Origin of the sequence: Streptomyces sp. NPDC002734, from assembly GCF_040295685.1 — a bacterium.
Taxonomy (GTDB): domain Bacteria; phylum Actinomycetota; class Actinomycetes; order Streptomycetales; family Streptomycetaceae; genus Streptomyces.
The window spans coordinates 72,556-98,248 of the sequence record NZ_JBEOVU010000025.1; the positions used below are offsets into that span (position 1 = coordinate 72,556).

Genomic DNA, 25,693 nt, shown 5'->3' on the forward strand with positions numbered 1-25,693 from the left:
GTCGTGCCCCCGCTGCCGTACCCGCCCTGCCCGAGTTGCGGGGGACGGCCGATACGAGATGGTGAGAGGGGGCAGCCGCACGAAGGGAGCGTGCTGTGGCAGACGGATCCGTCGACGACGCTGCCGTGCTGAACGCCCTGTTCGCCAACTCGCCCCAGGGTCTCTTCGTCCTCGACGCCGAGCGCCGGGTGAGTCGCTACAACACGTCCGGACGCGGGGTGCAGGGACTGGCCCCCGAGGACGTCATCGGGCACAGCGTCGACGACTTCGCCCCCGGCTTCGACCCGAAGATCCTCGACGCCCTGATCGACGAGGTGCGGTCGAGCGGCGAGCCCCTGCGCGGCAGGCTGGTGAAGGGCCACGCCCCGTCGGACCCGCGGCGGACGGTCACGGTCCAGCTCTCCCTGTTCCCCCTGGAGAGTGCGGACGAGGGTCCGGCACCGCTGTTGTGCGTGGTGGAGGACGTGACCGAAGGGCAGGCCGGCGCCGACCGGCTGGCGGTGCTCGCCTCCGTGCACGCGACCATCGGCACCACCCTGGACACGCGGTCCACCGCCGAGGAACTGGTGCGGGCCCTGGTGCCCGCCTTCGCGGACGCGGCCGCCGTGGACCTGCTGGAGGAATCGGACGTGGCCGCCCAGTCGACGGGCACCTCCCCGACGGGCGCCCCGGCCCGCCGGGTGGCCTTCGCCCCGTCGTCCGCCGAACGGATCTGGCGGGACCAGGAAAGCCGCACGTTCCCCTTCGCCACCCCCTACGCGCAGGCGCTCAACGACCGGGAGGCCCGGCTGCTGACGGTCGCGCCGGAGACGCCGTGGCTGTCCGTCGCCCCCGAGGAGTTCGCCCTGCTGGTCCGGGCGGGCGTGCACTCGATGATCGTCGCGCCGCTCACCGTCCGTGACACCGTCCTCGGGCTGCTGACGCTCTACCGTCACCGGTCCGACCCGTTCTCCCAGGCCGACCTGGGCGTCGCCGTGCAGGCGGCCTCCGCCGCGTCCGCCCACCTGGACAACGCGCGCAGCTACCACCGCGAGCACACGGTGGCCACGACCCTGCACCGATGGCTCCAGCCGACCGCGGCCCCCGACCTCTCCGCGGTGGAGACCGCCAACGTGTACCTGCCCGAGACGGCCGGCGGCGACTGGTTCGACGTCATCCCCCTCTCCGGCACCCGGGTCGGTCTGGTCGTCGGCGATGTCGTCGGGCAGGGCATCGAGGCGGCCGCGACCATGGGACAGCTGCGGACGGCCCTGCGCGCGCTCGCTCTCCAGGACCTCGAGACGGACGAGATGCTCAGCCACCTGTACGAGGTGGCCGCCCAGCTGGCGGGCGACGTGGCGCCGACCGGGAGCCCTCACCTCGCCACCTGTGCCCTCACCGTCTACGACCCGCTGTCCCGGCAGTGCTCGATGGTCCGCGCGGGACACCCCGCGCCCCTCCTCGTCGACCCGCACGGCTTCAGGCTCGACGTGGACGTCCCCGAGGGCCCACCCTTGGGCCCGGGTGGCGGACACGCCTTCGCCCCCGTCGAGATCGAGGTGGAGCCGGGCACGGTGCTGGCCCACTACACCAACGGCCTGCTCGACGCCGGCGGCCCCGACCGCGAGACCGCCGCGCGCCGCCTCACCGACGTCCTCGCATCCTCCAGCGGGCCGCTGCGCGAACTGTGCGACACCGCCGTGTACCGCATGGCCCCGTCCTACGACGACGACGCCGTGCTGCTGCTCGCGCGCACCCGCGCCATGCCCCGCGACCGGATCGCGGACTGGACGCTGCCCGCCGACGCGTCCGTGGTCGGCACGACACGCCGCCTGGTGGACCGCCAGCTCGCCGCCTGGCACCTGGACGAGTTCGCCTTCACCACCGCCCTGGTGGTCAGTGAACTGTTCACCAACGCCATCCGTTACGGCAACGAACCCGTGCGCCTGCGGCTGATCCACGACCAGAACCGGCTGCTGAGCGAGGTCACCGACGCCAACAGCGCCAGCCCTCACATGCGCCGCGCCCGGGAGAGCGACGAGGGCGGCCGGGGCCTCTTCATCGTCATGCGGCTCAGCACCCGCTGGGGCGTGCGGCACAGCCGCCAGGACAAGACCATCTGGTGCGAGCAGCGACTCGACGGCCCGCCTCCGGAACTGGCGGACCCGGACACGGTGTTCGACCTGGACGACGTGCCGGAACTCTGACGGGCCCCGACGCCGGCGCGCGGCGGCGGCTCACCCCGCCCGTCAGAGGGTGAGCAGGCCACAGGGGCCGGAGACCCGGGCATCGCGGACCGGAGCGTCCAGGACGGGGACGGGACACGGGCTGAGGCGGGTGAAGTACTCCGTGCCGATGATCCCGTGGCGGTCGGCATCCGGAAGGCGGGCCAGGATGCCCGGCAGCGCACGCTCACGAGCGACCTCGGTGCGGTGCGCGAGAACGGCCCGCCACTTCACGTCCGCCCAGGGGGCGACGTCGACGCGCGTGGTCACATACCGGTCCGGCACCGCCAGCACGGTCTTGCCGACTCCCCGCATGAGCGTGCCGAGGAGGCCCACGCCCGATTCCGGATGCGTGGCCGCGTACAGCGCGGCGGGCTGCCAGGGGTCGCCCGCTTCGGGATACCGGTGGGCGAGCCCGGCGGCCTCGACGGCGAGCAGAGCGATCTGGTGGGCGCGGAGGTGATCCGGATGGCCGGTCAGCTGGCCCAACGCGTCGTGTCCGACGACGAGGTCGGGCTTGAACGCACGGATGTGGGCCACCAGCCGTCCGACCGCCTCGTCGAGCGGCGCGTCGACGAGCCGCTCCCGGTGCGGGGCGGACTCGGGGTTGCGGGCGTCCCGGTAGCCGAGCAGCAGAGGCGCACCGGCGCCGAGGACGGAGAGGGCCTCGGCGAGTTCCTGTGCGCGGACCGTCTCCTTGCTCCAAGTCGCGGTGACCACGGCGGTGCGGGCACCCGCTGCGTGGTGCCGGGCGAGCACGCCGCCGGCGAGCAGGGACTCGTCGTCCGGGTGCGCGAACACGCCCAGCAGCGAAGGAGGCGGGGAGGGGGGCATCGACGGGGCCCTTCGTCGAGGGGCGGACGGACCGCGAGGCTCGTCCGGCGTCCCGGTCGCGGTGGTCACGCTGTCCCGGACTCCTGGCCGGCGGGCGTGGGTGGCAGGAACTTCTCCGCCTTCGCGGCCAGGTGACCGCGCAGGAAGACCGCGGCGTCGTCGGGCCGCATCCGCCGGAGCGCCACCAGGGCGGTGACGACCACGTCGGCGACCTCGGCGTGGACGTCCTCCCAGCCGTGACTGTCCCCCTTGCGCGGGTTGGTGCCCCGTGCGCCGATCACGGCCTGGGACGCCTCACCGGTCTCCTCGGAGATCTTCAGGACCTGCAACGTCCACTGCTCCTCGGGGGTGAGACCGCGGCCCTGGTCGTGGTCGTCGAAACGGCGGGCGAGCGCCTCGACGGTGCGCCACACGAACTGCTCCATGACGGGTGATCTCCTTCGGAGTGGCTGCCGGGCGGCCGGGAGGGGCGAGGAACCGCCGGTGTCAGTCGGGTCGGTGGGCGAGCAGGAGGGTGCAGCAGGTCCGATCGCCCGCACCGGGGGCGGCGAGGATCTCCACCTGGTCGACGACCAGCCCGTGTTCGCCGAGCAGCGCCTGCCAGCGGGAGGGCGTGAGCACCCACATCTCGACGGGGCGGGGGCCGAGGTCCCCCAGGCGCAGTGCCTCGGGCCGGGCCGCCACCGTGTCCCACGGGCCGTCGCCGGCGGTGCTGGTGTGGAGCACGGAGAAGACCAGCCGCCCACCGGGAGCGAGCGCCGAGGCAAGTGCCGGGAGGACCCGGTACGGGTCCAGGAAGGCAAGACCGTGGGCGGAGAGGACGACGTCGTACGGCTCGGTCCCACGGAGATGGGCCACGGCGTCCGCGTGGACCAGCCGCAGCCCGGGTGTTCCGCCGAAGCGGGCGACGGCGCGTTCGTGCTGGGAGCGTGCCCCTTCGACCGCGTCCACGCGGGCGCCCGCGCGCGCCAGGTACGCCGCGTACCGTCCCATGCCGGAACACAGGTCGAGCACCCGTCGGCCCGTCAGGTCACCGAGGATCTCCTCGCCGGGACCGACGCCCTCCCAGTAGCCCCAGTACAGGCTGTCGGGCTCGGGGATCTCCGTCCCCCGGGAGCGATGGTGGGCGCCGTACTCGTTCCACAGATCGAGGTTCCGTCGCTCCGGCTCCGACGGCTCCGACGGCTCCGACGGCTCCGACGGCTCCGACGGACGCGACGGAGGCGGACCGGACCGGTCGGCGTGGGCGGATTCCACAGCTCGCTCCCTTCCCTGACGGACAGGCGTGCACCCGGTACAACGACGCTGTCCCCTCCGTCGAACACATGTCTTTCGGACGGAGTGCGCGCCCCGTGCCTGAGCGGTTCGGCGAAGGTGTGGGACACACGGACCCTTACGGCACCGGGGGACGCCGATGCGCGACGGTGGCCGAAACGCCGACGGTGCAGCCCGCCGGCCCGCCCGCGGCGCACCGTTGCGCCCGCCTCGCACCGGCCCGCCGGGTGCCGCCCCGGTCGGAGACCCTGTGCCCACGAGCCATTCGTAAACCCGTGGCGGCATGCGCTGCACGGCGCTACCGTCGTGCCCATGGGATCTCTGTGACAGCCCCCGCACGCCACGGCGTCTGAGCTCTGCTCCGCCGTTGGCCCGTGCTGCCCGCCTCCATTTCCCGGACTCCAGATCTCGGCATGCCGAGAGGCGAGGGGCTGCTCATGCGCGCGTCACACTCATCCCAGCTCACCCTGCACGGCGTCACCCGTCGGTACGACGACCGCACCGTGCTCGATCAGGTCTCCTTCTCGCTCGCCCCGGGCGAGAAGGCCGGCATCGTCGGCGACAACGGGGCCGGCAAGTCCACCCTGCTGCGGCTGCTGGCGGGGGCGGAAAGCCCCGACGCCGGGGAGGTCACCGTCGTGGCCCCCGGCGGCGTCGGGTACCTGCCGCAGGCCCTCTCCCTGCCGCCCGGGGCGACCGTCCAGGACGCGGTGGACCTCGCCCTGGCCGAACTCCGTTCCATGGAAACCCGGTTGCGCCGGGAGGAGGCCGCCATGGCCGCCCTTCCTCCCGGTCCCGAACTCGACGCGGCGCTGGCGGCCTATGCCGGCCTCAGGGCCCGGTACGAGGCCCGCGAGGGCTACGACGCCGACGTGCGGGTGAACGTGGCCCTCGACGACCTGGGGCTGCCGGGACTGGACCGCGCGCGCCCGCTGGACACGCTGTCCGGGGGTGAGCGGTCACGGCTGATGCTGGCCGCCACCCTGGCGTCGCAGCCCGAACTGCTGCTGCTCGACGAGCCGACCAACGACCTGGACGACCGGGCGGTGGCCCGGCTGGAGGAGCGCCTGCGCCGCCACCGCGGCACGGTGGTGGCGGTGACCCACGACCGGGTGTTCCTGGAACGGCTGACCTCCACGGTTCTGGAGGTGGCGGAGGGCCATGTCGCCCGGCACGGCCACGGCTACGCCGGTTACCTGGCCGCCAAGGCGGCCGAACGCAGGCGCCGTCAACAGCGCTACGAGGAGTGGCGGGAGGAACTGGCCCGTGCCAGGCGGCTGGCGGCGACGGGCGCTGCCCGGCTGGACGCGATCCCACGGAAGATGGAACTGGCCATCTTCGGCGCCGCTGGCTTCCGCGCCCGCGGACGCTCCCACGGCGCGATGGGCCGCATCCGCAACGCCAAGGAGCGGATGGAACGGCTCACCGCCTCGCCGGTCGCGCCACCGCCGGAGCCGCTGTCCCTGCGGGCGCGCCTCGCCACCGCGCGCGGTGCGGAGGCCGGAGCCCGGCCCGCCGCCGAACTGCGCGACGTGACGGTGGACGGGCGGCTGCGGCTGCCGGAACTGCGGATCGAACCGGGCGAGAGGCTACTGGTCACCGGGCCCAACGGCGCGGGAAAGAGCACCCTGTTGCGGTTGCTCGCCGGTGAACTCGAGCCGGACGCCGGCACCGTGACGACGACCGGCACGGCCGGGCACCTGCGGCAGGAGGAGGCGCCGTGGCCCCCCACCGCCACCACCCTGGACGCCTTCGCGCACGGCCGGCCGGGCGACCGGGAGGAACACGCCGACCGGCTGCTGTCCCTGGGACTGTTCGAACCGTCGGCACTGCGGCTGCGCGTGGCCGAGCTGTCCTACGGGCAGCGGCGACGGATCGAACTGGCCCGCCTGGTCGTCGAGCCGGTCGATCTGCTGCTGCTCGACGAACCGACCAACCACCTCTCTCCCGCGCTGGTCGAGGAGCTGGAGGAGGCCCTGGCCGACTACGCCGGAGCCGTCGTCCTGGTCACCCACGACCGGCGCATGCGCGAGCGCTTCACCGGCTCCCGCATGGAACTGGACGGCGGCGAGGTGTGCCTGCTCGACCGCCCCGTCGCCTGCCGGTGACGCGACATCGGCCTGGCCGGCGCGTCCGGCCCGGCTCCCGGTAGGCAGCTCCCCGGCCCGGCAGCGGGCCGGGGAGCCGCGGTCGTCACGCCGCGGTCGTCACGCCGCGGTCGTCACGCCGCGGTCGTCACGCCACGGCGTCACGCAACGCGAAACGGACAGCGCACGCGGGAGGTTGGCGCGAAACCCCTTGCCCAATGGTCAAGAAACGTTGACCATTGCCGGTATGCCTTCCGACGACCTGCCCGAGACGTTCCACGTCACCACCGACGAACAACTGCGCGCCGTCTCCAACCTCACGCGCCACCGGATCATGGCCGTGCTCCGCTTCGAGCCGGCGACCATCACGCAGATCGCCGAGCGGGTGGGCCTCGCGAAGGGGAGCTCCAGCTATCACGTGCGGCTGCTGGAGCGGGCCGGCCTGGTGAAGGTGGTGCGGACCCGGAAGGTCCGGGGCGTCACCGAGCGGTACTACGCCATGGCGGCCCGGACGCTCGTGCTGCCGGACCCGGGCGAGGGGGCGCCGGACGTGCTGATGCGGCACGCGGTGGCGGACCTTGAAGCGGCACCCGTGGACAGCGACCGGCAGGTGCGGATGACACACCTGCGGCTCGACGAGCAGCAGTTCGCGGAACTGGGCGCCCGGCTTCAGGCACTCGCCGACGAGTACCGGGAGCTCTCCGACCCGTCGCTGCCGGACGCGTCCTTCATGTTCGCCCTGTTCCGCCCGGCGACCCACGCACAGACGCCCGCATCACACACGCCGCCCGCGGCACGCGCGCAGACCGAGGAGGACGCCAAGTGACCACGAGCGTCGCGAAGTTGCCGACCGGGTTCGGGAGGTTGTGGACCGCGCAGACGGTGTCCTCGCTCGGTGACGGCGTGTCGCACGCCGCGCTGCCCCTGCTCGCCCTGACCCTGACGCACGACCCCATGGCGCTCGCCGTCGTCACGGCCGCCGGGACGCTGCCGTGGCTGCTCTTCGGGGTGCTCGGCGGTGCCCTGGTGGACCGCTGGGACCGCCGGCGCACGATGTGGGTCGCCGACGCGGTGCGTGCGGTGCTGCTCGCCGTCCCCGCGGCGGCGGCCGCGCTGGACGTGCTCAGCATCCCGCTGCTCGCGGCCGCCGCCTTCCTGCTCGGCCTCGGCGGACTCTTCTTCGACACCGCCGCCACGGCCTACCTGCCGGACCTCCTCGGCCGCGACCCCGTCCTCCTGGAGCGGGCCAACTCGCGCCTGCGCGGCGCCCAGACCGCCATGTCCGGCTTCGCGGGACCACCGGCGGGCAGTGCGCTGCTCGCGCTCGGGCGAGCGGTGCCGCTGCTCGCCGACGCCGTGTCGTTCCTGGTCTCCGCCCTGCTCGTCCGTTCACTGCCCGCCCTGCCGGCCGCACCCGGCCCCGTGCCGGAAGCCCGCGAGTCGCTGCTCCGGCAGGCGCGGGCCGGGGCCTCCTACGTCTTCCGGGACCGGTTGCTGCTCGGTCTCGCCCTCCGCCCGGCGGTCGGCAACGTCGCCTTCCTCGCCGTGGAGACCGTCCTCGCCCTCTTCGCGCGCGACCGTCTCGGCATGGACACCTACGGCTTCGGCCTGCTCCTCACGGCCGAGGCCACCGGCGGTCTGCTCGGTGCGGCCGTCGCCTCCGCCCTCGGCCGTCGACTCGGCACCGGCACCGCGCTGACCTGCACGGCCGCGGTCGAAGGGCTCGCCATCCTGGGTCTCGCCGCCGCCCCCAACCCCTACGTGGCCGGGCTCGCCCTCGCCGTCTGCGGGGCCGGCATGGGCGCGACGATGGTGCTCGGGCCGTCCCTGCGGCAGGCGATCGTCCCGCCGCACCTCATGGGCCGGGTCGCCTCCACCTCCCGCATGCTGGCCATGTGCGCAGCCCCGCTCGGCGCCTTCCTCGGCGGCTGGCTGGCCACCGCCTTCGACCTCCGCACCCCGCTCTACGCCGCCTCCGGTCTCCTCCTGACGATGACGGCCGTCACGGCGACCATGACCAGCAACCGCCGGGTCGAGGCCGCCCTGCGCGCCGCCGCCCCGGCCGGCACCCCGGCGGACGACCCGAAGCCGCGGACTCCCGCCCAGGAGAGCGCCCTCGAGCCGTCGTGACGCCCCCGTCCGGCCGTCGCGCTCAGGATGCCCCTCCGCCGCGGCCCTGCGGACGCGGTAGCCCTCGCGCCACGGCCCCCGCGGCCCCGGCGACGGTCGGCCTCGGCCCGCCGGCGGGAGGAGGGCACGGCCAGTCGAGGACGAGGCGGCAGGAGGGCTTGTCGAGCACCACTCCCGGCGGGAGCCGTTCGTCGGTGACGTCGAGAGGATGGACCGTCATCGACGGGTAGCCCTCGGGACACACCTCCGCGTACCAGGTCCGCACGCAGGCCGCGAAGCGCTCGGCGAGCTGGGGACCGGACGGGCCGTAGGCGTGCACGAAGAACTCGGTGAGACGGTCGGCAGGCTCCGGGCCGTCGGCGATCTTCCGCCAGGTCAGGTAGGCCAGGGAGCCGTCCGCCACGATCGCGGCCGCGTCCTGCTGCCGCGGAACGAGATCGGATCCCCGGGCCGAGGTGAGGCGGCAGAAGCCGGCCAGAGTGGTCGCGGCATAGATCTGCAAGGTCTCGAAACTGAACCCACCCGGCACGACGAGTCCGGTCGTGACCTCGTGCCTCGGCCCTCGCAACGCTTCCTCGAGGCCGGTCGTGCCGGCGGGAGTCCCGTCCTCCCAGCGCAGGACGACCGCACCGTCGGCCAGACGGACCGCGGGAGCGGTCCGGGCGGCGCTCCCGCGGTCGCGCACGAAACCGCAGAACGTCCAGTGCTCGGCGTGCAGCACGTCACCTCGCCGGAGCAGGGTGACGGCCCGGGTGAAGCCGCCGATCTCCAGCGGGACGACGAGCCGTCCGCCTTCGGCGAGTTGCTCGCGCCAGGCGGGCGCGATGTCGGCCGCGTTGTGCGTCACGACCACCGCGTCGAATCCGTCGGCAGGCACGTGCCGGGGCGCACCGAGAGCGCCGTCGCCGAGGACGGAGGTCACCCGGCCGCTGCCGGTCTCGGCGCAGAACCTCCGTGTGCGGTGCACGACGTACGGGTCGATGTCGACGGTGACCACACGGCCACGCTCGCCCAGGACGTGCGCGAGCAGTTCCGCGTTGTACCCGCCGGAGCCGATCTCCAGCACGGTCATACCGGGCCTGAGCCGGAGGTGCTCGATCATGTCGGCCTGCAGCCAGGCCGCCGACACGGAACTGACCGCCACCTCGGAGGTCTCCCTGACGGTCACCACGGCAAGGTCGTCGCGGTAGGCGGTCTCCGGCGGAGCCTCCGGCACGAAGCGGTGCCGTGGAACCTCGCGGAGTGCCGCCTGAACCCGCGAGGTGGGCGCCCAGCCGTCGTCGACGACCTTCCTCGCCATCCGCTCGCGCAGTCCGACGGCTTCGGCCGGTTCGCCGCGCACGGCCGCGTGGTCGGTGGCGCACGGGTAGGCGTGGACGGGCGGAAGGCCGCTCAGTACCCCGGGCCACACAGCGGCGAGGGCGTGGGCGCTCGGAGTGAACACGTCGCCGAGGGTGGCCAGGGTGTGCAGGTCGTGCCACTTCCAGCGCACGAAGTGGTGTGGCTCGGGCAGAGCCGGTGTGCCCTCCCAGGCGGTGACGCGGACCACGACGGTGACACGGCGCACGTCCAGCCGGTCGTCGTGGAGCACGGCGACGAGGTGGGCATCCTGCTCACGGGCCGCCAGACCGCTCTCCTCCCTGAGTTCTCGCACCGCGGCCGTGGGTACGGACTCACCGGTCTCGACGCGTCCTCCCGGGAGCTCCCACATCCCCCGGGTCGAACGTCCCAGCAGGACGCGCCCGGAGGCGTCGGTGACGACCACCGCTGCGCCGAACACGGCTTGCGGAACCGGCCGCGCCTTCTCCACGGCGGCGAAGGCTCCCGGACCGCCCAGAACCAGGACCGCCAGCCCGTCCGCGTCGAAGCGCTCGCTGCGACCGAAACCGTCACTGAGAGCGGAGAGTTCGTCCTCGTCGAGCGCGATGTGCCGCCGTTCCCCAGGAGTGCGCTGCGCGACCGGAGTGACGACGACGAGCGTTCCGCCCTCCCGTAGGCGTGCGGCGAGGCGACGCAGTACCCGGGAGCGGTTCGTGATGAAGGCGATGGCCTGCCGCATGACGATCAGGTCGTAGGTGTCGTCGTCCGGTGCGTCCGGTGCGCGTGGTGTGCCCAGGTCGTCGTGCTCGACGTCCAGGCACATCCAGCGCACACCCTCCAGCCCGGCGTGCTCCTCGCGGGCCCGTTCCAACGCGCCGTCGGCGAAGTCGACTCCGTCGACCGTCCAACCGAGCGAGGCGAGGTGGGCGACCAGCTCCCCGGTCCCGCAGGCGACGTCCAGGGCGCGGCCGCCCTCGGGCGGCGGGGCGAGCCCGGCGAGCAGCCGCTTCTCCTCGTCCCCCAACTGCCGGAAGTTGCGGCCCTTCGCGTAGTGCGCGGACCAGTCGGCCCGGGTGAATCCCACAGACGGCTCCTGGTGCTCGAGACAGAGGTGAGAGTTCGTCAGTACTGCGGCGAACGGACGGTGCGCCAGGTTCAACGAGGGACCTGGGACCTCGAACACATGTCTTTCGGACGGACCATGGGCCCCGAGCTTGAGCCGCTGCTCGAAGATGTGGTGTGCACGGACCCTTGCGGCGTACGGGCCGCGTGATCCCGAGGGGTGGCCGAAACGCCGATATCGCGCTTGCCGGTTCGGCCCGCCCCGTCCCTCCGCGCGCGGCGTTTGCGGCCGCGCGCCACGTGACGCGTGCGAATAAATCGCTTCCCCGCAGGTCGCCGTCGCCGTGACACTTGCCTTCCACCGCGGTGCCCGCGCCGGGCGAGGCCGGTCGCCGTGCCCGCGTGCCGGCCGGCGGCCGTCCGTCCCGTTGAAGCGACCTGGAGCCACCCGCCGTGACCGCACACGACCTCGCCGCACTCAACAGCGCGACCAAGTACCCGAGCATCCCCACGTACCACCGCCTCGACCCGAGGAACGGCGGCCTCCTCGAGGAGCCGACCCGGTTCATCGGTGACGTGCTCCTGACCGAGAAGGTCGACGGCACCAACGGGCGGATCGTCCTGCTCCCTGACGGCGACTACGTCATCGGCTCGCGCGAGGAACTCCTGCACGCGAAGGGCGACCGGGTCCACAACCCGGCCCTCGGCATCGTCGACGAACTGAAGCCGCTCGCCGACCGGCTCCGTGCCGACGACGCGCAGGGCCGCGTCACGGTGTTCTACCTCGAGGTGTACGGCCGCAAGATCGGTGGTGCGGCCAAGCAGTACACCGGAGGGAGCGGTGTCGGCCACCGGCTCTTCGACGTCGCGTTCCTGCGGCCCGAGGACCTCGACCGGAGCCTCGAACAGATATCGTCCTGGCGCGACGGCGGCGGCCAGGACTTCGGCGACGAGCCCGCTCTCCGGCGGATCGCCGCCTCCGCGGACATCCCCCTCGTCCCGCGGCTCGCCACGGTCCCCGGCGAGCTGCTGCCCGCGGCCGTGGACGACATGGCGACCCTCCTGGCGGAGCGGCTGCCGGCCACCCGGGTCGCCCTCGACGACGGCGCGGGCGGCAGCCCCGAGGGCATCGTGCTGCGTACGCCCGACCGATCCGTCATCGCCAAGGCCCGCTTCCAGGACTACGCGCGCACCCTGAAGCGCCGCGCGCGTCGCTGAACCGGAGGGCCAGGGGGCGGCGCCTGCCGCCCCCCCCTGGCCCTCCGCGGCGGATCTGACCGGACCCGGCGTGCCGCCGGTACGGCGGAGAGATCCGCACCGCGACCGGGAATCAGGCCGCGACGAGCTCCCGCTCGCGGTCCGGGGCGTCGACCTTCGGCTTCCTGTTCGGCAGCGAGAGCCGGAAGACCTTGCGCCAGGCGGAGAACACCTGGACCGGCAGCGGCCCGGTGACGTACTCCAGCTCGTACTTCTCGAACAGCGCGCGCACCTTCACCGCGACCTCGGCGTACCGGTTGCTCGGCAGGTCCGGGAACAGGTGGTGCTCGATCTGGTGCGACAGGTTGCCGGTCATGAAGTGCATGGCCTTGCTGCCGCTGATGTTCGCCGAACCCATCATCTGGCGCAGGTACCACTGGCCGCGCGTCTCGCCGTTGATCGACCGGCGCTCGAAGACCTGCACGCCCTCGGGGAAGTGCCCGCACATGATCACCGAGTGGGTCCAGAGGTTGCGGACCAGGTTGGCGGTGAACGTGGCGGCGAGTGTGGTGAGGAACGACGGGCCCGACAGCAGCGGGTGGATCACGTAGTCCTTGAGCACCTGCTTGCGGATCTTGCGGCCCACGGCCCTGGCCCGCATGCGGAACTCGGGGTTCTTGCGGCGGCGCTTGTGCAGGTTCTTGCCGAGCTCCAGGTCGTACGCCGCGATGCCGTACTCGAAGAAGCAGGCGTTGATGAAGTTCCACAGCGGCTGGCCGAGGTGGAACGGGTGCCACTTCTGGTCCTCGTCGACGCGCATGATGCCGTAGCCGAGGTCGTTGTCCTTGCCGATCACGTTGGTGTACGTGTGGTGCAGCTCGTTGTGCGAGTGCTTCCACTGGTCGGCCGGCGAGACGTGGTCCCAGTCCCAGGTGGTGGAGTGGATCTTCGGGTCACGCATCCAGTCCCACTGGCCGTGCAGGATGTTGTGGCCGATCTCCATGTTGTCCATGATCTTCGCCACGGACAGACCGGCGGTGCCGAGCACCCACGCGGGCGGGAAGAACGAGAACAGCAGCACGCCCCGGCTGGCCAGCTCGAGCTTGCGCTGCGCCGAGATGACCTTGCGGATGTAGGCGGCATCCTTCTCGCCGCGGCTCGCGATCACCTCGTCGCGGATCGCGTCCAGCTCGCGGCCGAGCTCCTCGATCTGCTCCGCGGTCAGATGGGCGGTGGGGTCGATGGCGGTCAAGTTGCTCCTACCGTTCGATGTCACAGGGGCCCGCGGCGGCGGACACGCAGGTCTGGATGAGGACGCCCGGCTCGGCCTCGGTGATCTCGCCGGTGCGCAGGTCACGGACGGCGCCCGCGTTGAGCGGCGTGACGCAGCCGAAGCAGATGCCCATGCGGCACCCGGAGGGCATGAGCACGCCGGCCTCCTCGCCGACGTCCAGCAACGGCGTGGCGCCGTCCGCCTCTACGGTCTTGCCCGTCGTGCTGAACGTAACCTCGCCGCCGGCGCCGGCCACGACGACGGTGGGGCGGAAGCGTTCGGTGTGCAGGCGCTCCGTCACGCCGTGCTCGGCCCAGTGCTCCTCGGCGGCGTCGAGGAGGCCCGCGGGCCCGCACGCCCAGGTCTCGCGCTCGGCCCAGTCGGGCACCAGCTCGTCGAGACGCGTGACGTCGAGCTTGCCGTCCGTGTCGGTGTGCACCTCGGTGAGCCGCAGCTTCCCGGCCGCGACCAGGTCGTGCAGTTCGCCGCGGAAGATCACGTCCTGCGGCCGGGGCGCGCAGTGGACCATGACGACGTCGTCGACTTCGGTGTCGCGCAGCATGCCCATCACCGGCGTGATGCCGCTGCCGGCCGTCAGGTAGAGCACCTTGGCGGGCCTGGCCCGCGGTAGCACGAAGTCACCGGTCGCCTGGTCGAGCTGGATCAGCGTGCCCGGCTTCGCATTCCGGACCAGGTGGTTGCTGACCTTGCCGTCCGTGATCGCCTTCACGGTGATCGTGATGCGGCCGTCCCGGCGGTTCGTCGGGGAGGTGATCGAGTAGGCGCGCCACAGGCGCACCCCGTCGACGTCGATCCCGATCCGCACGTACTGCCCGGCCGTGTGGCCGGGCCAGCCTCGTCCCGGTCTGATCACGACCGTCGCGGCGTCACCCGTCTCGGGGTGCACGGCCTCGATGCGCCCCCGCAGATCCGCGCCCGCACGCAGCGGGCTGACCAGGTCGAGGTAGTCGGACGGAAGCAGCGGCGTCGTCACCATCTCCAGCAGTTTCCACGCCCTGCTGCGGAGGGCTGTACTCGTCATGACTCCAGCTTGCTGGCCTCAAGGCGTAAAGTCCTGACCGCAGCACGTAAATCTGACCGACAGAATTGTTCGCAGGGAACAAAACGTGAACCAAGCAATCCGGAGAGTCAGCGAGCTGGCTCTGGACGAGACCACGGTCGCGGCACTTCGGGCCGGGCTGAAGGACACCGCCGACGAGTGCGTCCAGGCGATCATCGACGAGGTCCCTCCTTACGCCAATGCCCTCTCGGGTCACATGGGCGGCATCATCCGCCGGGCCGTTCGCACCGCCCTGGGGCACTACCTGGACCTGGCGAGCGGGAACGCCACAGGCGGCAACGCCGGCGACGCGGCCTACGAGCTGGGCCGCGGCGAGGTGCGCGACGGCCGTTCGATGGACGCCCTGCTCAGCGCCTACCGCGTCGGCGCCCGTGTGGCCTGGCGATGCCTGGCGGCCGGCGCCGTACCCGCGGGTCTGCCCGCCGCCGAGGTCGCCAAGTTCGCGGAGCTGACCTTCGCCTACATCGACGAGCTCTCCGCCGCGAGCGCCGCGGGCCACGCCGACGAACTGGCGGCCCGGGGCCGGGCCCAGGAGCGCCACCTGGAACACCTGGCCCGCGATCTCCTCGCCGGGGCGAGCCCGGACGTCCTGCTGGCCTCCGCGCAGCGGGCCGGGTGGCAGCCTCCGGTCTCGCTGACGGCGGTCCTGCTGCCCGCCGCCCAGGCCCGGCCCGCCTACCGCACGCTCGACGACCTGAGCACCCTCGTCCTCGACGACCTCCCGGACGCCACCGGCGTGCTGCTCGTCCCCGATGCGGACCGTTCACATCTCCTGCGGCAGCTGACCGACCGCACCGCAGTGGTCGGCCCGGCCCGGCCGTGGACCCGTGCCTCCGCGTCGTACGCACGCGCCCTCCGCGCGCGCTCCCTCTCCTCCGACATCCGCGACACCGAGGACCACCTGCCCGAGCTGGTGCTGAGCGCCGACTCGGACGCGTTCGCCGACCTGCGCGCCCGAGCCCTCGCACCGTTGCGGACCCTGCCCGACGCGACCGCGCAGCGCCTGGCGGAGACGTTGCGGGAATGGCTCCTGCACCAGGGCAGGCGGGACGAGGTGGCGGCGGCGCTGTTCGTCCATCCCCAGACGGTCCGGTACCGGATGGCGCAGCTGCGCGAACTGTTCCCGGATCTCGCGTCGCCGCAGCAGGTCCTCGAACTGACGCTGGCGCTCGGTCTTCGGGGCGGATGACGGTGCGCCCCACCGTTCGGCCCGGGCCGGCCCGGCGCACCGCGCAGGGGATGATGGGCGCGGAACAACGGACGTGAGGTCAGGAGCTGCCATGACGAACCGGGTGCACCGACCCCGTGAGGACGCGGAGTTCGACTTCATCCTGGGGAGGAGCGGGACTCCGGTCCTCGCGTACTTCACCGGGACCTGGCCCAAGGCGATCGAGCCCTGCCGGGTGATGGACCTCGTCGTGGGCGGCGTCGCCGACGAGTTCACGGGCCGCCTGACCGCCGTCCGCGTCGACATCACGCGCTGTCCCGCCGCGACCGAGCGCTTCGGGATCACCGGCGCCCCGTCCTGCGTCCTGATCGAGGACGGGGAGGCGGTGGCGCAGGGCACGGGGCCCATGACCAGTGCCGAGGTCCGCACGCTTCTGGAGGGTCACCTGTGAGGGCGTGAGGTGTGAGGGTGTCCGAGGGCTCCTTTCGGGGGTTGCCCGCGGCCCCCTGCGGTGGTTCTGCTCCGGCGCGGGACCGGACGGATACGGATCGGGGACGGTGACCGCGCACTCCGGAGCCCGGGTCGATACCCGGGCTCCGGAGTGCGCGCGTTCAGGTGGGGTCAGCTGGTGAACGTGAGGTGGTTGATGCTGACCGCGCCGGTGGTGGTGATGGACACGGTGTGGGTGCCGGTCGGCCTGGGCCAGCAGGTGTTGCTCTTGAGATGCCAGGCCCCGTTGCCGTCCGGGTAGACGGTGCAGGCCGGACCCGAGGTGGCGTTGTCGAGCCGGACCTGGAGGTTGACACCCGAGGCGGAGGTGGCCGCCCGGAACTTCACGCCGGAGGCTCCCGCGGCGCCGAAGGCGACGTCGTTGAGGACGAGGCGGCTGCCGCTGCCGGTGAGGTCGACGACGGTGCCGCCGTCCGCGGTCCTGGTGGTGGCGCCGGTCGCCGAGTCGTAGGACTCGGCCTCGATCACGGCGAAGGCGTCACGGTTGCGCGGGGTGTCGGTGCCGGTCGCGGTGGCGGTGGCTTCGGCCGACCAGGCGGAGTCACCGGACGCGTTGGTGGCGCGGACCCGGTAGGTGTAGGCGGTGCCGGCGGTCAGACCGGTGTCGGTGTGCGTCCTGGCGTCGGCCGCGAGGGTGGTGAGCGCGGTCCAGGAGCCGCTCCCGACGCGACGCTCGACACGGAAGCCCGACTCGTTGGTGGCCTTGTCCGCCCAGGTCAGGGTGATCTTCCCGGCCCCGCTCGGGTTCGCGGTCAGCGCGGAGGGCGCGGCCGGGGCCCCGGTGGCCGGCGGAGGGTCGGTGGGCGTGGTGCCGCTCGGCTGGTGGATGCGGAAGGTGCCGCTCGCGTGCAGCAGTGCCATGTAGGTGAGCAGGCCGTCGTAGTAGCGGTACCGGCCGGTCGGGGGCTCGAGGTTCCACAAGGCCTCGACGAACTTCCAGGCCCGCGGGTTACCGGCTGCCAGGGAGGCGGCGCCGTTCGAGGCGATCAGGCCGGGGGAGCGGTCGGAGGACAGGCCGCTGCCGGACAGCGAGTACTGGTTGACGTAGGCGCCCATGCCCTGGGACTCGAAGAAGCTCTGCATGCGGTCGGTCCGGGCGACGGCGGCGGAGTCGGCGGCCCACCAGGAGTGGTCCACGGACCAGTTGACCGAGGTGCGCCAGGCGTCGAAGCGGAAGTCGCCGTGGTTGCCCGTGTTGTTGGGGCTGCCGCTGAACTCGGCGTAGTCCGGGTTCAGGCCGGTGGTGGCGTGGGTGGCCTTGGTGAAGTAGGAACGGCTGGTCTGGGCGGCCTCCCGCCAGAACTGCCGGTCCGCGGCCTGCTGACCCTGGTAGCCGTCGGCCCAACGGGCCCACAGCTCGTAGAAGGCGGGCAGGTGGTAGGACGGGTCGGAGAACTTGGCGGAGCTGGCGTAGGGGACGAAGACCGGCATCTTCTGCGTGCGGTCGAACATGTTGGTGATGCTGTCGACGACGCCGCCGTTCATGTCCTCCTTGTGCAGCATCGTGTTCAGGATGCCGTTGGCCTCGGCGGTGTAGTCGTAGATGCCCGACCCGTCGCCCCAGCGGTGGCCGGCGAAGAACAGCGCCGTGGCCATGTACTCCTCGCCGTCGGTGGCGGGGTTGTTGTCCTGGCAGGAGCCGGCCGTCGTGGCCTCCCAGCAGAAGTAGCCGGTGCGGGGCCCGGTCTTGTGCCGCATGTAGGTGGTGGCCCAGTTCCACAGGGCGTTGAACTCGGCCTTCTTGTCCATCTGGACCGCGATCATCATGCCGTAGCTGATGCCTTCGGACCGGACGTCGTCGTTGCCGGTGTCCTTGATGTAGGCGAGCGCGCCCTCGGAGTCCGAGCCGGCCGGGTAGTACAGCCGCTTGGTGTCGTCCGTACTGGTGAAGAAGGACGCCCAGTAGCTGTCGAGCTTGGCCTTCACGGCGGCGTCGGTGATGCCGGAGTCCCACTCCTCGAACAGATTGCGGTACTTGCCGCTGGCGAAGGCGCCGGTGGTGGGCGGCACGGGAGCGGGGGGCGGCGGCGGGGTCGCGCCCTCGTAGTACAGCTGGTACTGGTCGATCAGGGTGTCGTTGCTGCCGTTGTCGGACTCCAGGGTGAACCGGACCTCCGACGACCCTGCCTTGGCGACGTCGAACACGGCCTGCTTCGTGGTCCAGGACGTGCCGGAGAAGCTGAGCGTCGCGGTCTTCTGTCCGCCCACGGAGACGGTGATCCCGGCGGCGTTGGAGGCGCTGGAGGAACCGGTCACGTCGATCCGGTACCGGCCGGCCTTGTCGAAGGCGTGGCTGGTGTAGGTCGCGTCGCTGTTGCAGTAGTAGACGGCGTGCGTGGACGCGAAGCTCGTGCAGCCGCTCTTGGTGGTGGCCTCCGCCTGGGTGGTGGAGACCAGGGTGGCCGCCTGCGCCTCCGGCGCGGGGAGCGCGGCGGAGGTGAGGAACCCGGCGAACAGTGCCGCCAGCGCGACGGACACGGTGGTGCGGGTGCGGGTGCGGGTGCGGGTGCGGGCGGAGCGTGGGCCGGGGCGGGGAAGCGAGCGCAACTGGGGCTCCTTGGCGGTGGGGGGATGGCGATGGGGGTGGGGGGAGTGGGGGAGCGCGACATGACGTCACGTCAGTCCAACGCTGACGCACCAACGTTGGGCGATTGTTGGTTGCTGCCACGGGCACGGTCAATAGTCGCGTTCGAAGAAATTGTCGAAACTTTCGACAATCCCGTGCCCAGCGTGATCGGCTCAGAATGGCGGCGCATTCGACATCTGAGCGAAAACTTCTCCAGGAGTGCTTCGAAATTTTCGCGGGCATCTGCGGTCCCGGCTCAGCCGGTCGACGGCTGCTCCGCCACCCCCGGCCCGACGCTGGAGGGCTGAGGTGACTCAGCCCTCCTCCCAGTTCGCGTAGTCACCCGTCGCCACGTCGTCACACAAGGCCTCCCAGAACCCGTTGTCTGCGAGTGCGGAGTCATCCAGGCCGGTGAGGAGGTGGCGGAGCTCGTCCGCGACCTCCTGGCCTCTGTCCTCCTCGTCCTCCTCGTGGAACGGGAAGCGGGCAATGGTGGCCGCCACGCACCGGTGGAAGGTTCCCAGGTCCCTGTTCACGTGCCAGGCGGTCGCACACTCGGTCGTGGGGATCTGTACGACGCGACGCGAGGCCACATCGATGCCGAGCAGCCCGAACAGGCCGCTGGTCCCGAAGACGACCGTCCCACCCCTCTCGCCGAACCCGCCCAGGAGCGTCGCCTCGGTCAGCGGTTGGTACTCGTAACCGATCAGTCCTGCTGGGACGCCGATCTCCCGCAGGTCGGCGGCGATCTCGCCGGGCACGTCCGGTGAGCAGCGGATACGGACCACGGCGTACTCGGGCAACGGCAACGGTGGGAGGTCTCGCATCACGCGAACATCATCCGCCTGCTCCGACCACGCAGGGGTGGCGAGAGCTGGGCCTCTCACCACCCCGAGGTGGGCCCGACATCACTCAATCAAGTGCGATATAGACCCCGTAACGTCTCAGCCTCGCGTTGCAGTCCGGCGGCACATCGGTCAACTCCGAGACAGTCACGCGGAGTTCCTGCCCGAGTTCGGGAAACTCGCTCCATTCCTCCGCACCCCTGGTGACCACGGCGGCCAGCGGATCGCCACGTTTTGCCTGATCAGCAGCCGCATGTCCTGCACCGGCAGACCGTCGATCGGCTTGCGCCGAAGCTCTTGCACGGTCGCCATCAGCCGGGTTGCGTCACCCGGCGCGCGCGGCCGGCGGTCGCGCTCAAGATCGTCAAGAGCCACTTAACGCCGTCTCAAAAAGTTCTGACGGCGTCCCGCTCGAAGACGGTCCAACTCCATTCGCGGTTCCTGATGCGGTTGGTCCTCTCCGCAGCAATCCGCCACCCCCTCATCCAGCGGCCTCGGGCGTGATTCCGGGCGAGGCAGGAGCAGGTGCACTTGTGCAACTTGGCGTTGACGCAGCGGCTGTTGCACTTCTCGGAGCTGTTGTATTCGCGCCCGACGATGACTCGCCCGTGTCCCCTCATCATGGCTCGGGAGATTTCGATGAAGTGGTCCGAGGAGATTCCCCATAGAGCAGTTCCGGCGTCCCAGTCCGGGAGAACCCTGCTGTTGACGTGTTGATGCGCGAAGGTCTCGTGCTTGCGCGGGCCCAGTTCCGGGACCCAATAACCTGTGCGTCCGCGTGCGGGGATCGTGACGATGGGGATGGCGGGGCGGCCCATCTCAGGGACCCAGGCCGGACGCGGGACCGGTAGTTCCCGGATCGTGGACTTCCGACGTTTCGTCTCTTGTGTGGGCGTTGTCTCTGGCTGGGGCGGCTTTGACGGCCCAAGCCGATGGCCCTTCTGGGTGGAACCGGAGCATTCCTTGTTTCGGTCCGGAGTGGCGGGGTGAGGCCACCCGGGGAGGCCGGTGCGTTCGGACACCTGGATTCTGAACCCGCAGACCCTGCAGTCCGCGAACGTGAACTCTCTGTACGAGCCCAAATTCGGTGAGCCCCCTCCCGCAGTACGAATTTTTCGTGAGGGGAACGGGCGAAAAACTCGGACGCGACGCTGGGAACGCCGGTTGGTCACCGTGAAGCGCCGACGATCACCACAGCCCTCATCCGGGGGATTGCCCGCGTGAGCGCCTTCTCCAAACCTGCAATGGTCCGGCCTCCTGTGTCGGACGAGCCTTCGCCGACGCGTCGGTTGAGTACCCGCAGGCAGAGACGGTCGCTTTCTGTACCGCCTCCGCGTGTTCCTGGACCGGCATCCGGTCGTCGGCAGAAGTCACGCCGTGCGTCCAGGAGGCGATGCTGACGCCTTACTGATCGCTTCGAAATGACGACCCGCTTGCATGGAGTTGAGGGCAGGTCTGCGTATTAGTTACGGAAGGCTAAGCGCTTCGGCCCAGACGTTGCCGCCGTTGGCCCAGGTCCACAGCCATTGCCGCAGTGATGCGGTCGCATGGCGGAGGCCGTCGTGGGGGGCTTCGCCCCAGCTTGGCTCCCAGCCGTCCGAGTCGTAGAGCAGCACGGGGTTGTCGGCTGCGAGCAATGAGAGGTACCACTGCATAGTGCAGCCGCCCGACGTCAGATACAGCCATGATGTGGGCAGCCCTGCCGCGCGGTTGCGTTCGTGTATGCGGACCGAGCAGGGCCAGTCGCTCAGGTGTCCCGGCGCGCGTCGGCCGCCGGTGAGTGAGGCCAGGCCTGCATCTGGCCCCAAGCCGCCGTCGCCGACCTCGGTGTAGATGCGGCGGAGGAGTGTCGGCAGTTGGCGCCCGGTGACGAGCTCGGCGGCTTCGACCTCGCGGGATGTGACCGGTGGGAACAGCGGGCCGCGCGGAGCGTCGGCGAAGTAGTCCGCCGCCTCATTGGTTTGTGAGTCGATGACGATCGTCCCGGTACTGCTGTATCCGCGGATCTGGTCCCGAATGTGTCGCAGGTGCTCTGCGTCGAAGTGTTGCTTCATCCACGCCAAGGGGACTTCGGCTGTGTCGAACCTCAGGCCGGGGTGCCAGGCCCGGGCACGCAGCTTGTCGATCAGTGCGTCGTCGTCACCGTCGGCGGTGCGGGGGTCGATGTGATGTCCCCGGTGGGATGTCCCGGAAGGGCCGCGCGCTGAGGATGCCATGCGCCGGAATCCTACCGTTGGGACCCGACAACTCTCTTGGACCGCTTTGACATGCTAGACGCGCAGTGGACCTCGGTGTCGTGGGAAAATTTGGAGGACATCCTCTGCTACCGCGGCGACGAGCCCAACTACCGGCAGGTCAAAACTATCGAGGGTGGAACCCGGCACAGCGTTGCGAGCGTCTGCCGAGCGGAAGCAGGGCAGAAAACACTTGAGACGAGTTTTCTCGGCAAACTCTTCGGGGCAAGCCTCTACCAATAGGCACCCGTTTCGCGCTGAGATGCCAGGGCGGGACCTTTGCGAGTTCGCCATAGTGCGAGGCCGCCACCGCGAACCAGCAAGTGAGGCTAAGCGGGCTGACGCCATCGCGAGGCTTGAGGGACTGGCTCTCCCAGACGGTCGGGACGTTGCTTGGTGCGTGGATCTTTTGGACGTCCTTGTCGCCGGCCGAACGATCGAGGATGTTGAACGCGAGGCGTTGCACCGCACGGCGCCACACGTTACTTCGCTGCTGGGCACGAGTGCCAGCGTCGCGTGGGCGGCTGCAACGTCCGGTGCCGGCAGCTTGGTGAGCCGGGACGGGGTCCACTCGAGCTTGGCAGCCTGGACGCCAACCCGGCGGCAAGGTCGGTGAGCGACGATCAAGTTGTTGTCAGCAGCTGGCTCTACGGTCGGAGCTATGACATCAGACCTGGTCCAGGCCTCATGGACTCGCATCGACGCGTGGCTGCGCGAGCACGCGCCCCGCACTTTCGCCACGCTACGGCCGCCCACAGGGACCGAGGAGATCGTGGCAGCGCAACAGGAACTGGGGGTCACCTTTCCTCCGGACCTGGTCACTTCCCTCCTCCGGCACAACGGGGCGCTGGAGGGCCCTGAGGCTTTCCGGTTCAGCTCGGGCGACCGGCTGCTCGGGGTGAGCGGAATCCTCGGGGATACCGGGTTCATGCGCGGCATCGACCAGGGCCTCGACGGGGAGGCCGAGGGCTACTGGCTTCACGGCTACGTGAAGTTCGGTTCTTACGACGTGACGTCGGACGGTCTTCTGGTGGACTGCCGTACCGGGCGGGACTCCTTCGGTGCGATCGGGCGGTTCTTCGACGAGACCGGCACCAGTTTCGGGGAGGCCGACTCGCTGGGCGAGTATCTGGCCGAAGAGGCCGACCGGCTTGAGCGTGGCCAGGACGCCGGTATCGTCACATTCAACGGCAGGCTTTTCCGGGAAGCGCCTCTGCCTGCCCGGCCGAAGTACAGTGCCGACGAGCCCCTTCTCGCACCGGATGAGCAGCTGCCAGAGCTGGACCTGTCCTTCAGTCCCACCGACCTCCTCCACGTGAGCTACCTGGACGGGCATGAGGAACTCGGTGCGCTGATCGCGACCCTGCCGTATGAGCGGGTGGTCGAGGCCGCACGGAAGCAGTTGCGCAGACTGGCGGTCGAGACGGGCCTGAATCACTACCCGGAGGTCAAGGCAGCCCTGGATGCCTGGGAGCGCGGTGCGGCCTCGCCACAGCCGGACCAAACCGGCCCGCTCGCCTTGCGACTCCGCGCGGTGCTCGCGCAGGCCGACAGTGGACGAGACCGCACGCGCAGGTGGGCCGCGGAGCAGATAGCGCTTGGGATCTGGGGGTCCCCGTACAGGTCCGTGTGCGAGAGCGCGAACATGCGAAGCCACTTCACTCTCGACTGGCGTGCGGAGCTGCATGCAGACCTGGGCGATCCGCCCCTCCCACCGATACCTGACGACCGATTTTGGGGGGCGCTGCGCAACCCCGCCATCGACTCCAGTTGGTATGCGGCTCAGTACACCCAAGATCAAAACTGACCCCACGGGGATTTCAGCGCTGTAGCTCCAGCGTGAGGATGGCCTTGACGATTGACGTCATGCGGTTGGGGCTGCATCGGGACATGCGGAAGATGCGCCAGGACTTCAGGATCGCGACACCGCGTTCATCGGGCGCTCGCGCTGTAGCCAACGCCCGGTTGAGAGTCTTTTCGGTACGGGTGAGTTCCTGGAGTGGCTTGCGTTTGATGCCGGTCGTCAGCCACGGTCCGCCACCCTGGTAGGCGAGGTCGGCCAGGATGGGAACGCCCTGACGCTCGCACATCCGGACGATCCGGTGGGTGCGGGCGGCGGTCAGGTCGTGGGTGCGGCCCGGCAGAGCGGGCGAGCCACAGCAGTCGGCCACAGGGGTCGGTGACGACCTGCACGTTCACGCCCTGGCGTCGGTGCTTGTGGGAGTAGTCAGCCCGGCCGTCGCCGACCCGGTCGCACTCGATGAGGGTGCCGTCGAGCAGGATGAAGTCGGGATCGTGCTCGCGCAGCGTCTTGAGCAGACCCGGTGCTCGGGCGGCAAGCGACACGGACGGAGCTTGCAGCGCCGATCGCTGTCGTCGGGGCGGTGCAGGACATCCTGCGCCGCTGTCAGGGGTCGTGGAGCGCGGCGCGAAGAGTGGCAAACCGGATGGCAGGCTGCCGGGGTGGGTTGTTAGCCTCCCCGGATGAGCATCCCGTCGCCCGAAGAGATCCGCGCCCTGCACGAGAAGTGGGCGCCCACCCCGGAGGCGTTCCGGTCGGTCCACACGCACTGCGAGATCGTCTGGCGGATCGCGGAGCGGCTGATCCAGACCTCGGGGATCGAGGTCGATGTCGAGCTGGTCCGGGCCGGGTGCCTGCTGCACGACATCGGGGTCTACCGGCTCTACTCGGACGACGGCGTGCTGGACCACAAGAACTACATCCGGCACGGGGTGCTCGGTCACGAGGCACTGGAGGAGGCCGGGCTGCCCGAGACCCTGCGGCGGTTCTGCTCCCACCACACGGGGGTCGGGGTGACCCGCGAGGACATCGAGCGGCAGGGTCTGCCGCTGCCGCTCGGGGACTACGTGGCGGAGTCGGTGGAGGAAAAGCTGGTGATGTACGCGGACAAGTTCCACAGCAAGTCCCGGCCGTCGTCGCTGCTGACTCCCGAGGAGTACGCCTCCCATGTCCGCCGGTTCGGGGAGGAGAAGGTCACCGCCTTCCAGGAACTGCGCGCGGCTTTCGGCGATCCCGACCTGGGGCTCGACCTCGCCTCCGGTATGCCGGTGCCCGTGGAGACGCCGGGGCGGCCGGTGTGACGACCTCGACCGACCCCGCCGCGGATCCCCTGTCCGGCCTCACCTGGCCGGTCACCACCGAGCGGCTCACCCTGCGGCGGGTGAGCCCCGGGGACGCCGAGGCCATCTGGGAGTACCGGCGGCTGCCGGAGGTGTCGTACTGGCTGACGTTCGCGCCGCGGGACCTCGAGGACTGGCGGGAGCGGCTGACCGCGCCGGAACGCCTGGCCACCACGCTGGTGGCGGAGCTCGACGGCCGTATCGTCGGCGACTTCTACGTGCGGGTGGAGGACGCCTGGGCGCAGCGCGAGGTCGCCGACCAGGCCCGGGGAGCGCAGGCGGAACTCGGCTGGGTCTTCCACCCCGCCGTGGGCGGCCGTGGATACGCCACCGAGGGGTGTCGCGAGCTGCTGCGGGTCTGCTTCGAAGAGCTGAAGGTGCGGCGGGTGTGCGCCAACGCCTTCGCCGACAACGAGGCGTCCTGGCGGCTGATGGAACGGCTGGGGATGCGTCGTGAGCAGCACACGGTGCGGGAGTCCCTGCACCGGGAGCTGGGCTGGGTCGACGGGATCGGTTACGCGCTGCTTGCCGACGAGTGGCAGCGCGGCCGGGGTACGGCCTCCGGCTGAGCCGGACGAACGTGCGGTTTCGGTCCTGCCGGCCGTGGGTGCGAGGGCGGCCCGGTGCGGTGCCGGGGCGCGGCGACCGGGGCAATGTTCCGGCCCGCACGGGTGAAAGCGGCCGCTGGAGCGCCGGGCGGACCGGCCGGCGGGGGAGACGGGTATGTGCGCCGGCGCTCCGCCGGCCATGCGCCGAACCCTTTCCC

Annotated in this window: 20 protein-coding genes and 1 pseudogene; 10 read left to right on the forward strand and 11 right to left on the reverse strand. The window is 71.0% G+C overall.

Annotated features, from left to right (window positions below):
- Window positions 1-95 precede the first annotated feature (95 nt).
- Window positions 96-2,186, forward strand: coding sequence for a SpoIIE family protein phosphatase (locus ABT026_RS22015; RefSeq protein ID WP_351116593.1), 2,091 nt, complete (start codon window positions 96-98; stop codon window positions 2,184-2,186).
- Window positions 2,187-2,228: 42 nt separating this feature from the next.
- Here the strand turns inward: ABT026_RS22015 and ABT026_RS22020 are convergent, their stop codons facing one another.
- From ABT026_RS22020 to ABT026_RS22030, 3 genes are all read right to left on the reverse strand, one after another.
- The gene (locus tag ABT026_RS22020; protein WP_351116595.1) at window positions 2,229-3,038 is read right to left on the reverse strand and encodes a PIG-L family deacetylase; all 810 of its coding nucleotides are present in this window, start codon (window positions 3,036-3,038) and stop codon (window positions 2,229-2,231) included.
- Window positions 3,039-3,103: 65 nt separating this feature from the next.
- Window positions 3,104-3,463, reverse strand: coding sequence for a MazG-like family protein (locus ABT026_RS22025; RefSeq protein WP_351116597.1), 360 nt, complete (start codon window positions 3,461-3,463; stop codon window positions 3,104-3,106).
- A 61-nt stretch (window positions 3,464-3,524) separates the two neighbouring features.
- On the reverse strand, window positions 3,525-4,295 hold the full coding sequence (locus ABT026_RS22030) for a class I SAM-dependent methyltransferase (RefSeq protein ID WP_351116598.1): 771 nt from the start codon (window positions 4,293-4,295) through the stop codon (window positions 3,525-3,527).
- A gap of 455 nt (window positions 4,296-4,750) precedes the next feature.
- Here ABT026_RS22030 and ABT026_RS22035 point away from each other — a divergent pair, with 455 nt between their 5' ends.
- The 3 genes from ABT026_RS22035 to ABT026_RS22045 all read left to right on the forward strand — a co-directional run bounded on the left by ABT026_RS22035 (window position 4,751) and on the right by ABT026_RS22045 (window position 8,530).
- Entirely contained in the window at window positions 4,751-6,421 is a 1,671-nt protein-coding gene (locus tag ABT026_RS22035; protein ID WP_351116600.1) for a TlrC/CarA/OleB/SrmB family ABC-F type ribosomal protection protein, read from the forward strand.
- 226 nt (window positions 6,422-6,647) lie between these two features.
- Window positions 6,648-7,226, forward strand: a complete 579-nt coding sequence (locus ABT026_RS22040) for an ArsR/SmtB family transcription factor (protein ID WP_351116602.1) — start codon at window positions 6,648-6,650, stop codon at window positions 7,224-7,226.
- Window positions 7,223-8,530: an MFS transporter gene (locus ABT026_RS22045; protein ID WP_351116603.1), complete on the forward strand. Its 1,308-nt coding sequence runs from the start codon at window positions 7,223-7,225 to the stop codon at window positions 8,528-8,530. The genes ABT026_RS22040 and ABT026_RS22045 overlap by 4 nt, the downstream gene beginning before the upstream one ends.
- 22 nt (window positions 8,531-8,552) lie before the next feature.
- Here ABT026_RS22045 and fxlM read toward each other — a convergent pair whose 3' ends face one another.
- On the reverse strand, window positions 8,553-10,934 hold the full coding sequence (fxlM, locus tag ABT026_RS22050; protein ID WP_351116605.1) for a methyltransferase, FxLD system: 2,382 nt from the start codon (window positions 10,932-10,934) through the stop codon (window positions 8,553-8,555).
- 431 nt (window positions 10,935-11,365) lie between these two features.
- On the opposite strand from fxlM, the gene ABT026_RS22055 reads away from it, so the two are divergent.
- The gene (locus tag ABT026_RS22055; RefSeq protein WP_351116606.1) at window positions 11,366-12,130 is read left to right on the forward strand and encodes an RNA ligase family protein; all 765 of its coding nucleotides are present in this window, start codon (window positions 11,366-11,368) and stop codon (window positions 12,128-12,130) included.
- A 112-nt stretch (window positions 12,131-12,242) separates the two neighbouring features.
- Here the strand turns inward: ABT026_RS22055 and ABT026_RS22060 are convergent, their stop codons facing one another.
- Complete coding sequence (locus ABT026_RS22060; RefSeq protein ID WP_351116608.1) at window positions 12,243-13,361, reverse strand: fatty acid desaturase family protein; 1,119 nt, start codon at window positions 13,359-13,361, stop codon at window positions 12,243-12,245.
- Window positions 13,362-13,368: 7 nt separating this feature from the next.
- Window positions 13,369-14,424, reverse strand: a complete 1,056-nt coding sequence (locus tag ABT026_RS22065) for a ferredoxin reductase (RefSeq protein WP_351116610.1) — start codon at window positions 14,422-14,424, stop codon at window positions 13,369-13,371.
- Between the two features lie 85 nt (window positions 14,425-14,509).
- Here ABT026_RS22065 and ABT026_RS22070 point away from each other — a divergent pair, with 85 nt between their 5' ends.
- Complete coding sequence (locus ABT026_RS22070; RefSeq protein ID WP_351116611.1) at window positions 14,510-15,652, forward strand: PucR family transcriptional regulator; 1,143 nt, start codon at window positions 14,510-14,512, stop codon at window positions 15,650-15,652.
- 91 nt (window positions 15,653-15,743) lie between these two features.
- Window positions 15,744-16,082, forward strand: coding sequence for a thioredoxin family protein (locus ABT026_RS22075; RefSeq protein ID WP_351116613.1), 339 nt, complete (start codon window positions 15,744-15,746; stop codon window positions 16,080-16,082).
- 170 nt (window positions 16,083-16,252) lie between these two features.
- On the opposite strand, the gene ABT026_RS22080 is transcribed toward ABT026_RS22075, so the two are convergent.
- The 4 genes from ABT026_RS22080 to ABT026_RS22095 all read right to left on the reverse strand — a co-directional run bounded on the left by ABT026_RS22080 (window position 16,253) and on the right by ABT026_RS22095 (window position 21,768).
- The gene (locus tag ABT026_RS22080) at window positions 16,253-18,688 is read right to left on the reverse strand and encodes a glycosyl hydrolase family 8 (RefSeq protein ID WP_351116614.1); all 2,436 of its coding nucleotides are present in this window, start codon (window positions 18,686-18,688) and stop codon (window positions 16,253-16,255) included.
- 333 nt (window positions 18,689-19,021) lie between these two features.
- Window positions 19,022-19,534, reverse strand: coding sequence for an SUKH-4 family immunity protein (locus ABT026_RS22085; RefSeq protein ID WP_351116616.1), 513 nt, complete (start codon window positions 19,532-19,534; stop codon window positions 19,022-19,024).
- A 165-nt stretch (window positions 19,535-19,699) separates the two neighbouring features.
- A complete protein-coding gene (locus ABT026_RS22090) occupies window positions 19,700-19,864 on the reverse strand; it encodes a hypothetical protein (RefSeq protein WP_351116636.1) in 165 nt (54 codons plus the stop codon).
- A 1,154-nt stretch (window positions 19,865-21,018) separates the two neighbouring features.
- A complete protein-coding gene (locus ABT026_RS22095; protein ID WP_351116617.1) occupies window positions 21,019-21,768 on the reverse strand; it encodes a hypothetical protein in 750 nt (249 codons plus the stop codon).
- A 679-nt stretch (window positions 21,769-22,447) separates the two neighbouring features.
- On the opposite strand from ABT026_RS22095, the gene ABT026_RS22100 reads away from it, so the two are divergent.
- Complete coding sequence (locus ABT026_RS22100) at window positions 22,448-23,593, forward strand: SMI1/KNR4 family protein (protein WP_351116619.1); 1,146 nt, start codon at window positions 22,448-22,450, stop codon at window positions 23,591-23,593.
- A gap of 13 nt (window positions 23,594-23,606) precedes the next feature.
- On the opposite strand, the pseudogene ABT026_RS22105 reads toward ABT026_RS22100, so the two are convergent.
- Window positions 23,607-24,126: pseudogene (locus tag ABT026_RS22105) on the reverse strand (transposase family protein); the annotation flags it as partial.
- A gap of 144 nt (window positions 24,127-24,270) precedes the next feature.
- Between ABT026_RS22105 and ABT026_RS22110 the strand changes: the two are divergent.
- Together ABT026_RS22110 and ABT026_RS22115 are read left to right on the forward strand one after the other, a co-directional pair.
- Window positions 24,271-24,888 (forward strand): HD domain-containing protein, encoded by a 618-nt coding sequence (locus ABT026_RS22110; RefSeq protein ID WP_351116620.1) that lies wholly within the window; start codon window positions 24,271-24,273, stop codon window positions 24,886-24,888.
- The gene (locus ABT026_RS22115) at window positions 24,885-25,496 is read left to right on the forward strand and encodes a GNAT family N-acetyltransferase (protein WP_351116622.1); all 612 of its coding nucleotides are present in this window, start codon (window positions 24,885-24,887) and stop codon (window positions 25,494-25,496) included. The genes ABT026_RS22110 and ABT026_RS22115 overlap by 4 nt, the downstream gene beginning before the upstream one ends.
- Window positions 25,497-25,693: the final 197 nt, after the last annotated feature.